Here is an 11,952-nt window from a genome sequence, read left to right as displayed (position 1 = left end):
ACATTTAAATTTGGCTATACTAATGAGTAGTAGTTAAGAGGGGGTTATTTTTATGCGAGTAGATGGTAGAGGGCAAGCGGAACTACGCCATATACATATTCATACAAATTATTTAAAACATCCAGAAGGATCGGTACTAATTGAAGTTGGGGATACAAAGGTAATTTGTTCAGCGACAATTGAAGAGCGTGTACCGCCATTTATGCGTGGAGAAGGAAAAGGATGGGTAACAGCAGAATACGCAATGATTCCACGTGCGACAGAGCAACGTACAATTCGAGAGTCAAGTAAAGGGAAAGTAACGGGTCGTACAATGGAGATCCAGCGTTTAATTGGGCGAGCATTACGTGCGGTTGTTGATTTAGAAGCGCTTGGTGAAAGAACAGTGTGGATTGACTGTGATGTAATTCAAGCGGATGGCGGAACTAGAACAGCTTCTATTACAGGTGCTTATGTAGCAATGGTATTAGCTTTTGAAAAATTATTGCAAGCAGAAAAAGTATCTAAAATCCCTGTGAAAGATTATTTAGCAGCAACGTCAGTAGGGATTGTTGAAGAGCAAGGTGTCGTTTTAGATTTAAACTATATAGAAGATTCTAAAGCAGACGTTGATATGAACGTAATTATGACTGGAAAAGGTCAGTTTGTTGAAGTACAAGGAACTGGAGAAGAAGCGACGTTTAGTAGAGCGGAATTAAATGAATTACTTGATGCTGCTGAACAAGGGATTTTCCAACTTGTTGAAAAGCAAAAAGAAGCGTTAGGTGACATCGTATCTCATATAGAGTAGAGGTGGGAAATATGAAGCAAGTTGTTGTAGCGACAAAAAACGTGGGGAAAGTGCGTGAGTTTGCTGAGTTATTTGAGAGATTTGACTTAGAAGTGAAATCTTTACACGATTTTCCTCATATTGAAGAAGTCGAAGAAACTGGTGAAACATTTGAAGAAAACGCAATTTTAAAAGCGGATAGTCTTAGTAAACAATTGAATTCCATCGTAATTGCAGATGACTCTGGTCTTATTGTAGATGCTTTAAACGGGAAACCAGGTGTATATTCAGCTCGTTTTGCTGGAGAACCGAAAGATGATCAAGCGAATATCGATAAAGTTTTGCAAGAGTTAACTGACATCGTTTTAGAAAAACGTACTGCTCGTTTTTACTGTGCGTTAGCAGTTGCCTTCCCTGAAACGGATAAAGAGCCGGTTATTGTAAACGGAACGTGCGAAGGGAAGATTTTAGAACAGCGCCGCGGGGAAAATGGTTTCGGATACGATCCGATTTTTTATGTAGAAGAATATAAAAAAGCGATGGCTGAGCTAAGTTCAGATGAGAAAAACGCAATTAGTCACCGTGGGCGTGCTCTTCGTAAATTAGAAGAAAAAATCCCAGAATGGTTTTTAGAAGAGTAAGGGAGAGAGATTGATGAAAGCTTTAATCGTAAGCGATAGTCATAGCTCTGTGAAGGAATTACAGCAGTTAAAAGAGAAATACGAAGGGAAAGTAGATGTCATGATTCATTGCGGTGATTCAGAGTTAACGCCTGCTCATGAAGAGCTGCAAGGTTTCCATGTTGTAAAAGGTAATTGTGATTATGCTAACTTTCGAGATGAAATTGTAACTGATGTAGATGGAATTCGCTTCTTAGTTGTACATGGACATCGTCATAATGTGAAAATGACGTTACAAACATTAGCGTACCATGCGGAAGAGGTAGGAGCGCAAGTTGCCTGCTTTGGACATTCTCACGTATTAGGTGCGGAATTCATTGATGGCGTTTTATTTATCAATCCAGGAAGTGTTTTATTACCACGTCAGCGTGTAGAAAAAACATTTGCCTTATTAGAAATGGATGAAAATCAAATGGAAGTTCGTTTTGAAACATTAGATGGACAACTAGTTGAACAAGCAGTTTTTAAAAGAGGATAAGAAAAATTATCCTCTTTTAAAAAAGGTGTTGACTTTATGTGTGGATATACATATAATAAATATTGTCGATAGGACATCGGCGCTAAAAACAAACAATAAAATAACATATGCGGGTGTAGTTTAGTGGTAAAACAAGAGCCTTCCAAGCTCTGGTCGAGAGTTCGATTCTCTTCACCCGCTCCATGTCCCAGTAGCTCAGCAGGATAGAGCAACGGCCTTCTAAGCCGTCGGTCGGGAGTTCGAATCTCTCCTGGGACGCTAAAAAAACCTTGTTATCTTTTGATAACAAGGTTTTTTGTTTGTCTTTTTTGAAATCTTACAATTCTGTAAGGTAAGTGTAAGGAAGTTCGATGGTAACACATTACGAATCCTCTATAATGAAGATAACAACGATAAATGAGGAGGAAGAGATGATGAAAGGATTAATCGTAACGGGTTTAACAGTAGCGTTTGGATTTGTAGCATATGAGAAATTAACGTATGTAATTGACGTTGTAAAACATTTAGTAGCTTAGAAAAACTGCCATGAGAGGGAAAGGGAATGAGTGAATGAATGGAATGGTTATTCGGAATTATAGGTACTTGTAGTGTAGTTTTATTGTTCTTTGTCCCGAGTGGTATACTTAGTTCGACAACAAGTTTGTTCTTCTTAAGTTTGTTTGCTTGTACAATGCTTATTATTATGTTTTTAATGAAGCGAAGTAAACCAATCTTCTTTTTTAGCATGATTGTTATGGCAATTATTGTTCTCCAAATTATTACCCTTGTTATATATCCCACAATTATAAAAGCTTTCCATTAATGATGAATCCTCTGCGTCTGTTGCTGAGGGTTTTTGTTTATGAAAAAATGAATTTTATGTAACAGTTTGTTGATTTTTTGTTATAAAAATTAAATATTCCTATATTTCAAATAAACAGTTTTGGAATGTTGTGTTCTCATTACGCATTTGATATATTTACTGTGAAGATAATTAAAATCTAGAAAAAGAGGCGGACGTATGGATAAAAAAGAAAATACGGTCGTATTGTTTCCGCAACTATCAGAACGCTATATTGACGAAGGTTTTTTAGCGCTGAAAGAGCGGAAATTCGAAGATGCATTGCGCTGCTTTGAAATATTACGTCAGTATAATGCAGAAACGGAACAAACAGAATTAGCTTCAGTTATTTGTTTGCTAGAATTAAAACGTATGGAAGAAGCGAAAGAAAAATGTGAGCAGTTGCTTGAAACAGGAGCTGTATTATTTGGTGATATTCTTGAAACGTATGTAACTATTTTAGTTCAAACAAATGATTATGAAGGTGTTATCGAAACTGTTGAGGAAGTTTTGCAAACGAAAGATATAATTCCAGAGCAAAAGGAAAAACTAGCGCAGCTTGCTTTGTTTGCGCAAGGGATGCTGAATGAGGAAGATATACCGCTAGTGGATTCGGATTTTGAATTAGAAGAATTTACCGATGAACTTTTTGGAGAAAACTTTGGTCAAAAGTTAAGGGTAATTCAGAAGCTTTCGTTAAAAGATCTTGATCTCGCACTTCCTGTTTTAAAGAAATTTTTAATAGACGAAGATCAGCACCCGTATTTAAAAACTTCTATTTTGTATAAAATGGTAGAAAATCAAATAGAAGAAGAGATAGAAGTAGAGAAGTTTGGAAATACGATAAAGGTGATACCAGCATTTACAGGTCATAATGAGGAGCAATCCGATAAAATTATACATAAATTATCAAGCCGATTAGAGCAAAATTATCCAGATATATTTGATACAATGGTTACATACTGGAAAGAATTACAAATTAGCATTTTCCCATTCCCTCTATTAATGGATAAAGTAGAAATTTGGGCTGCCGTCTTAGAGAGAATTGGAAGAAAGCGTTTCGGATTGGCTATTGATGAAGAAGAACTTATGACAGCATACAATATCGAGTTTGAGGAATTTCATATTGCTTATCAATGGTTACTACGCGTTGAAAGAGAAGGGTATTTGCCCGTATAATTATGAAAAAGAATCGTTCAGTTATTGAAACGAGCATATTCTATGTTATAATGTAAGGGTTGCAAAAGGCAGAAAACTGCCTGTTTGTAAGAGAAGAGGAGTATAATTCTCTTACTTAATATGTTTCATATTAGTCTCGAACAAAATATACCGTAGTTGTCTTTTAGACAATTAGTAGATTGGAACATTATATCTGAAAGCTTTTGCTAGAGGATTATTTGTACATTTGTTATTTCAAAAAAGAGATAATGAAGATTTTAATCTATAGAGGTATGTGCATACATTATTATAGTTGGAGGGAAAGAATAAATGGCTGCAAAATGGGAAAAATTAGAAGGTAACGTTGGCGTTTTAACAATCGAAGTTGATGCTAAAGAAGTAAACAACTCTATCGACGCTGCGTTCAAAAAAGTAGTAAAAACAATTAACGTACCAGGTTTCCGTAAAGGAAAAATGCCTCGTCCGTTATTCGAACAACGCTTTGGTATTGAATCTTTATACCAAGATGCTTTAGATATCATCTTACCAAAAGCATACGGTGAAGCAATCGATGAAGCTGGTATCTTCCCAGTTGCTCATCCTGAGATTGACATTGAGAAGTTCGAAAAAAATGCTAACCTTATCTTCACTGCAAAAGTTACAGTGAAACCTGAAGTTAAATTAGGTGAGTACAAAGGTCTAGCAGTAGAAAAAGTTGAAACAACTGTAACTGACGAAGATGTAGAGAACGAATTAAAAGCTTTACAAGAGCGTCAAGCTGAACTAGTTGTTAAAGAAGAAGGAACTGTTGAAAACGGTGATACAGCTGTAATCGACTTCGAAGGTTTCGTTGATGGCGAAGCATTTGAAGGCGGAAAAGGCGAAAACTACTCACTTGCAATCGGTTCTGGTACTTTCATCCCAGGTTTCGAAGAGCAAGTAATTGGTCTTAAATCTGGTGAGTCTAAAGACGTTGAAGTATCATTCCCAGAAGAGTACCATGCTGCTGAATTAGCTGGCAAACCAGCAACATTCAAAGTAACAATTCACGAAATCAAAACAAAAGAACTTCCTGAGTTAAACGACGAGTTTGCTAAAGAAGCTGACGAAGCGGTTGCAACTCTTGATGAATTAAAAGCAAAACTTCGCACAAACTTAGAAGAAGGCAAAAAGCACGAAGCTGAGCACAAAGTACGTGACGAAGTAGTAGAATTAGCTGCTGCTAACGCTGAAATCGACATTCCAGAAGCTATGATCGACACTGAGTTAGATCGTATGGTTCGTGAATTCGAGCAACGTTTAAGCCAACAAGGTATGAACCTTGAGCTTTACTACCAATTCACAGGTACTGACGCTGACAAATTAAAAGAGCAAATGAAAGAGGATGCACAAAAACGTGTAAGAATCAACCTTGTTCTTGAAGCTATCATTGAAGCTGAAAACATCGAAGTTACTGAAGAAGAAGTAACTGCAGAAGTTGAAAAAATGGCTGAAATGTACGGTATGCCAGTAGACGCTATCAAGCAAGCTCTTGGAAGCGTAGACGCTTTATCTGAAGATCTTAAAGTGCGTAAAGCTGTAGACTTCTTAGTAGACAACAGCAAAGCTGCATAATAAAATAACAAGGCGCGATTTTAATCGTGCCTTGTTTTATAAATATAGAAATATATTTATAAAACTTTTCGATGAAGAAGGAAAAGTTCCTTTATAAGTCGAATATACATATTTCAAAAGTTTCAAAAAAAATTTATCTGTACATAACTAGTCATATTATTTGTATTTCTCGCCGCGTAGTGACATAATATGTATTTACATACGATACATTTATCGTGTACATACGAGGGCAAGAGGTTAGCACTTTGTAAGGGGTGTGAAAATATGTTTAAATTTAATGATGAAAAAGGGCAATTAAAATGTTCTTTCTGTGGTAAAACACAGACGCAAGTTCGTAAGTTAGTTGCAGGTCCAGGTGTTTACATTTGTGACGAGTGTATCGAGCTTTGTACTGAAATTGTACAAGAGGAGCTTGCGAAGGATGAAGAAGTAGAATTCAAAGATGTACCGAAACCGGTAGAAATTCGTGAAATCTTAGATGAGTATGTCATCGGACAAGATAACGCGAAAAAAGCACTAGCGGTAGCGGTATATAACCATTACAAACGCATTAATTCTAACAGCAAAATTGATGATGTAGAATTAGCGAAGAGTAATATTTCACTTATTGGGCCAACTGGTAGTGGTAAAACATTATTGGCACAAACATTAGCGCGTATTTTAAATGTTCCATTTGCGATCGCGGACGCAACATCTTTAACAGAAGCTGGATATGTTGGGGAAGATGTAGAAAACATCTTATTAAAATTAATCCAAGCGGCTGATTATGATGTAGAGAAAGCGGAAAAAGGAATCATTTATATTGATGAGATTGATAAAGTGGCACGTAAGTCCGAAAATCCATCAATTACACGTGATGTATCTGGTGAAGGCGTACAGCAGGCACTTCTGAAAATTTTAGAAGGTACTGTAGCAAGCGTTCCACCTCAAGGTGGTCGTAAGCACCCGCATCAAGAGTTTATTCAAATTGATACAACGAATATCTTATTCATTTGTGGTGGAGCGTTTGATGGCATTGAGCCAATTATTAAACGTCGCCTTGGTGAAAAAGTAATTGGATTTGGTTCTGAGAAGAAAAATGCTGATGTAAACGAGAAGCATGTTTTATCTCACGTTTTACCAGAGGACCTTTTAAGATTCGGTTTAATTCCGGAGTTTATCGGTCGTCTTCCAGTTATTGCGAACCTAGAGCCGCTTGATGAAGATGCTCTTGTAGATATTTTAACTAAACCAAAAAATGCACTTGTTAAGCAATTCCAAAAACTATTGGAGCTTGACGATGTTGAGTTAGAGTTTGAAGAAGGTGCACTGATTGAGATTGCGAAAAAAGCAATTGAACGTAAAACAGGTGCTCGTGGACTTCGTTCAATTATTGAAGGCTTAATGCTTGATGTAATGTTCGAACTTCCATCTCGCAAAGATATCGAGAAGTGTATTCTTACAAAAGAAACAGTAGCTGATAATGAGCCACCGAAATTGGTGTTACAAGACGGTACTGTACTTGATACAAAAACATCTGCATAATGTGAAGGAGAAACAGCAATTTTTATAATTGCTGTTTTTCTTTATGTTTAGCACTATTCCTCCCAGGAAATACTAAAAGATAAAACATAGCGGGAGGAAATAAATTATGAGCTGGACAAATATATTTTTACTTGTTCAACTTGTTTTTGGCGTAATTGTCGGATTGTATTTTTGGCATTTACTTCGAAATCAGCGAACACAAAAAGTTTCAATTGATCGAGAATCGAAAAAAGAATTAGAGCAACTTCGTAAAATGCGTGAGATTTCTTTAACAGAGCCACTTGCGGAAAAGGTACGTCCTACATCCTTTTTAGACATTGTAGGGCAAGAAGACGGAATTAAGTCGTTGAAAGCGGCTCTTTGTGGTCCTAATCCGCAACATGTGATCATATATGGTCCGCCAGGTGTCGGAAAGACAGCGGCAGCACGCCTTGTATTAGAAGAAGCAAAACGAAATCCGAAATCTCCATTTCGTACGAATGCAACATTTATCGAACTTGATGCGACGACAGCTAGGTTTGATGAACGTGGTATTGCAGATCCTTTAATTGGTTCAGTGCATGATCCGATTTATCAAGGAGCGGGTGCAATGGGGCAAGCGGGTATCCCGCAACCGAAAAAAGGGGCTGTAACAGATGCACATGGTGGTATTTTGTTCATTGATGAGATTGGTGAATTACATCCGATTCAAATGAACAAAATGCTAAAGGTGTTAGAAGATCGGAAAGTATTTTTGGAAAGTGCGTACTATAGTGAAGAAAATTCGATGATCCCAACGTATATACATGATATTTTTCAAAAAGGTTTACCAGCAGATTTTCGCCTAGTTGGTGCAACGACACGTTCACCAGAGGAGATTCCACCTGCAATTCGGTCGCGTTGTTTAGAAGTGTTCTTCCGTGAATTAGATACAGAAGAAATCCAAAAGGTAGCGAAAAATGCAGCTGATAAGGTGGAAATGCAAATAGGTGAAAACGGTATTGAAATGATTGGAATGTATGCAAGAAATGGACGGGAAGCAATTAATCTCGTGCAAATTTCTACTGGTATGGCGATAAATGAAGAACGTTCTTTCATTAAAGATGAAGATATTGAGTGGGTTGTTCATTCGAGTCAACTTACACCAAAGTACGAAAAACGTATTTATCCAATTCCAAGGATTGGTCTTGTAAACGGGCTTGCTGTATATGGACCGAATACAGGCGCGTTATTAGAAATTGAGGTAACAGCTATTCCTGCGAAAGATAAAGGGTCAGTAAATGTAACTGGAATTGTAGAAGAGGAAAGTATTGGTAGCCAAACGAAATCGATTCGTCGAAAAAGTATGGCGAAAGGTTCTGTTGATAATGTGTTAACAGTACTTCGTTCTCTAGATGTGTTGCCAGAAGGGTATGATATACATATTAATTTTCCAGGTGGTATCCCGATTGATGGTCCTTCGGCAGGGATTGCTATGGCAACAGGTGTCTATTCAGCGGTGCATCGTACGTATGTGAACAATGAAGTAGCGATGACAGGTGAGATAAGTATCCACGGAGAGGTGAAGCCTATTGGTGGTGTGTACGCAAAAATAAAAGCTGCGAAAAAAGCAGGAGCTAAGAAAGTCATCATTCCTGCGGAAAACATGCAACCATTTTTGTATACTATTAAGGGAATTGAAATCATTCCCGTTCGCAAACTAAAAGAAGTATTTGAGCTAACATTTATGCAGGAAAACAAGCATCGTGAGCTTGATGTACATAATACTTTGGACGAAACAGATGCACAATCAATGTGAGAATAAATAATAATAAAATTTGCCAGACTTCGTTTAAGTTTGTATGCTTAAGCGGAGTTCTTTTTCTTTTCATGAGGCAGAAAAAAACAAGGGATTTACAATTACGAAGAATCTCTGCAATTGCATCTAGATGTATTGTAATATAAAATAGTTGAACAGGAGTTTAATTTATTATGGAGGTGCTATGTCTAGTATGAATGCGAACGAAAGAATCGTGCCCCTCCTACCATTAAGAGGCGTTCTCGTATATCCAACGATGGTTCTGCATCTTGATGTAGGACGTGATAAATCGATACAAGCACTAGAGCAGGCGGCAATGGATGAAAATATCATCTTTTTAGCAATGCAAAAAGAAATGAATATCGACGATCCGAAAGATGATGACATATATAGTGTAGGTACAGTGGCGAAAGTGAAGCAAATGTTAAAATTGCCGAACGGTACGCTTCGTGTCCTTGTAGAAGGTTTACATAGAGCAGAAGTAATAGAGTTTATTGAAGAAGAAAATGTAGTAAAAGTTTCTATTAGAACGGTAACTGAAGAAGTAGAAGATGATTTAGAAGAGAAGGCTCTTATGCGTACGTTACTGGAGCATTTCGAACAATATATTAAAGTTTCGAAAAAAGTTTCAAATGAAACATTTGCAACGGTAGCTGATGTAGAAGAACCAGGAAGACTAGCTGATTTAATTGCTTCTCACTTGCCGATTAAAACGAAGCAGAAACAAGAGATTTTAGAGATTGTATCTGTGAAAGAACGATTACATATACTTATTTCAATTATTCAAGATGAACAAGAATTACTTAGCCTAGAAAAGAAAATTGGACAAAAAGTGAAACGTTCAATGGAGCGCACGCAAAAAGAATATTTCCTACGTGAGCAAATGAAGGCGATTCAAACTGAACTTGGTGATAAAGAAGGCAAGGGCGGGGAAGTTGAAGAACTTCGTGAGAAAATTGAACAGTCAGGAATGCCTGAAGAAACAATGAAGGCTGCACTGAAAGAATTAGATCGCTATGAAAAGTTACCAGCAAGTTCTGCAGAGAGCGGTGTTATTCGCAATTATATTGATTGGTTATTGGCGCTTCCGTGGACAGAAGCAACAGAAGATATGATTGATCTTGTTCATTCTGAAGAGATTTTAAACAAAGATCATTATGGTCTTGAAAAAGTGAAAGAGCGAGTACTTGAATATTTAGCTGTACAGAAGTTAACGAATTCATTAAAAGGACCTATCCTTTGCTTAGTAGGACCTCCTGGAGTCGGGAAAACTTCGTTAGCGCGTTCTATTGCAACATCATTGAATCGTAATTTTGTTCGTGTATCTCTTGGTGGTGTACGTGATGAATCTGAAATTCGTGGTCACCGTCGTACATATGTAGGAGCGATGCCAGGACGTATTATTCAAGGTATGAAAAAGGGGAAAACAGTTAATCCAGTCTTCTTATTAGATGAGATTGATAAAATGTCTAACGATTTCAGGGGAGATCCATCAGCGGCATTACTTGAAGTGTTAGATCCAGAACAAAATCATAACTTCAGCGATCATTACATTGAAGAGCCATACGATTTATCGAAAGTTATGTTCGTTGCAACTGCGAATACACTTGCAAGTGTTCCAGGCCCTCTTCTGGATCGAATGGAAATCATTTCGATTGCTGGTTATACAGAACTTGAAAAGGTGCACATTGCTCGTGAGCATTTACTGCCGAAACAATTAAAAGAGCACGGCTTACGAAAAGGTAATTTACAAGTGCGTGATGAAGCGCTTCTTGAAATTATTCGTTATTATACGCGCGAGGCTGGTGTTCGTACGTTAGAGCGTCAAATTGCAAAAGTTTGTCGTAAAGCAGCAAAAATTATTGTTACAGCAGAACGCAAGCGCATTGTTGTAACGGAGAAAAATGTTGTTGATTTACTTGGTAAGCACATATTCCGTTATGGGCAAGCTGAAAAGACAGACCAAGTTGGTATGGCGACAGGTTTAGCATACACAGCAGCTGGTGGAGATACACTTGCAATTGAAGTGTCTGTAGCACCAGGAAAAGGGAAATTAATTTTAACGGGGAAACTTGGGGATGTTATGAAAGAATCCGCACAAGCGGCGTTTAGCTATATTCGTTCTCGTGCAGAAGAGCTTCATATTGATCCAGATTTCCATGAGAAAAACGATATTCATATTCATGTTCCAGAAGGAGCAGTTCCAAAAGATGGACCGTCAGCAGGTATTACGATGGCAACGGCACTTATTTCGGCACTAACAGGTATTCCTGTAAGTAAAGAAGTTGGTATGACAGGTGAAATTACACTTCGTGGCCGTGTATTACCAATTGGTGGTTTGAAAGAAAAAACATTAAGTGCTCACCGCGCAGGCTTAACAAAAATTATTTTGCCAGCAGAGAACGAGAAAGATTTAGATGATATTCCAGAGAGCGTAAAAGAAAACCTTACGTTTGTGCTTGCATCTCATTTAGACGAAGTATTGGAGCACGCATTAGTAGGAGTGAAACAATGAAAGTAACAAAAGCAGATATTGTAATTAGTGCCGTGAAACCGGAACAATATCCAGACAGTGATTTACCAGAAATTGCCTTGGCGGGTCGTTCTAATGTCGGGAAGTCTTCCTTTATTAATAAGATTTTAAATCGTAAAAAGTTAGTACGTATTTCTTCTAAACCAGGAAAAACGCAAACGTTGAACTTTTTCTTAATCAATGAAATGATGCATTTTGTTGACGTTCCAGGTTATGGATATGCGAAAGTATCTAAAACGGAGCGTGCGGCATGGGGTAAGATGATTGAAACTTACTTTACAACACGTGAGCAATTAGACGCTGCTGTATTAGTAGTTGATTTACGTCACCAACCAACAAAAGATGACGTGATGATGTATGATTTCTTAAAGCATTATGAAATCCCAACAATCATTATTGCAACGAAGGCCGATAAAATTCCGAAAGGGAAATGGCAAAAGCATTTAAAAGTTGTAAAAGAAACGCTTGCTGTTGAAATTGGCGATGAAATCGTTCTATTCTCTTCTGAAACAGGACTTGGAAAAGAAGAGGCATGGAAAGCAATTCATAAAATGACAAAAACAAAAAACGCGTGACGAATGTCGCGCGTTTTTTTATTT

Annotated in this window: 10 protein-coding genes and 2 tRNA genes; all 12 read left to right on the top strand. The window is 37.5% G+C overall.

The annotated features are described in order from the left end of the window. Positions 1–52 precede the first annotated feature (52 nt). On the top strand, positions 53–790 hold the full coding sequence (gene rph, locus U860_RS0104180; RefSeq protein ID WP_025147511.1) for a ribonuclease PH: 738 nt from the start codon (positions 53–55) through the stop codon (positions 788–790). 11 nt (positions 791–801) lie between these two features. Then, a complete protein-coding gene (locus U860_RS0104175; RefSeq protein ID WP_025147510.1) occupies positions 802–1,410 on the top strand; it encodes an XTP/dITP diphosphatase in 609 nt (202 codons plus the stop codon). A 13-nt stretch (positions 1,411–1,423) separates the two neighbouring features. Beyond that, entirely contained in the window at positions 1,424–1,927 is a 504-nt protein-coding gene (locus U860_RS0104170) for a metallophosphoesterase (RefSeq protein WP_025147509.1), read from the top strand. Between the two features lie 109 nt (positions 1,928–2,036). Continuing rightward, positions 2,037–2,110, top strand: a tRNA-Gly gene (locus tag U860_RS0104165). Position 2,111: 1 nt separating this feature from the next. After that, positions 2,112–2,185, top strand: a tRNA-Arg gene (locus tag U860_RS0104160). 295 nt (positions 2,186–2,480) lie between these two features. Continuing rightward, on the top strand, positions 2,481–2,729 hold the full coding sequence (locus U860_RS0104150) for a hypothetical protein (RefSeq protein ID WP_002173640.1): 249 nt from the start codon (positions 2,481–2,483) through the stop codon (positions 2,727–2,729). 198 nt (positions 2,730–2,927) lie between these two features. Next, positions 2,928–3,926: a hypothetical protein gene (locus tag U860_RS0104145; RefSeq protein WP_025147508.1), complete on the top strand. Its 999-nt coding sequence runs from the start codon at positions 2,928–2,930 to the stop codon at positions 3,924–3,926. Between the two features lie 309 nt (positions 3,927–4,235). After that, complete coding sequence (gene tig, locus U860_RS0104140; RefSeq protein ID WP_025147507.1) at positions 4,236–5,519, top strand: trigger factor; 1,284 nt, start codon at positions 4,236–4,238, stop codon at positions 5,517–5,519. 264 nt (positions 5,520–5,783) lie between these two features. Then, on the top strand, positions 5,784–7,043 hold the full coding sequence (clpX, locus tag U860_RS0104135; protein ID WP_000472286.1) for an ATP-dependent protease ATP-binding subunit ClpX: 1,260 nt from the start codon (positions 5,784–5,786) through the stop codon (positions 7,041–7,043). 106 nt (positions 7,044–7,149) lie between these two features. Continuing rightward, the gene (gene lonB, locus U860_RS0104130; RefSeq protein WP_025147506.1) at positions 7,150–8,820 is read left to right on the top strand and encodes an ATP-dependent protease LonB; all 1,671 of its coding nucleotides are present in this window, start codon (positions 7,150–7,152) and stop codon (positions 8,818–8,820) included. 184 nt (positions 8,821–9,004) lie between these two features. Then, complete coding sequence (lon, locus tag U860_RS0104125) at positions 9,005–11,335, top strand: endopeptidase La (RefSeq protein WP_025147505.1); 2,331 nt, start codon at positions 9,005–9,007, stop codon at positions 11,333–11,335. Further along, a complete protein-coding gene (ysxC, locus tag U860_RS0104120) occupies positions 11,332–11,928 on the top strand; it encodes a ribosome biogenesis GTP-binding protein YsxC (RefSeq protein ID WP_000869121.1) in 597 nt (198 codons plus the stop codon). Before lon ends, ysxC begins: the two co-directional genes overlap by 4 nt. Positions 11,929–11,952: the final 24 nt, after the last annotated feature.

The sequence above is a fragment of the Bacillus sp. H1a genome, from assembly GCF_000633475.1.
In the GTDB taxonomy this organism is placed as follows: domain Bacteria; phylum Bacillota; class Bacilli; order Bacillales; family Bacillaceae_G; genus Bacillus_A; species Bacillus_A paramycoides.
Note: the sequence above shows the minus strand (reverse complement) of the source record. Positions and strands in the feature narration are given on the sequence as shown.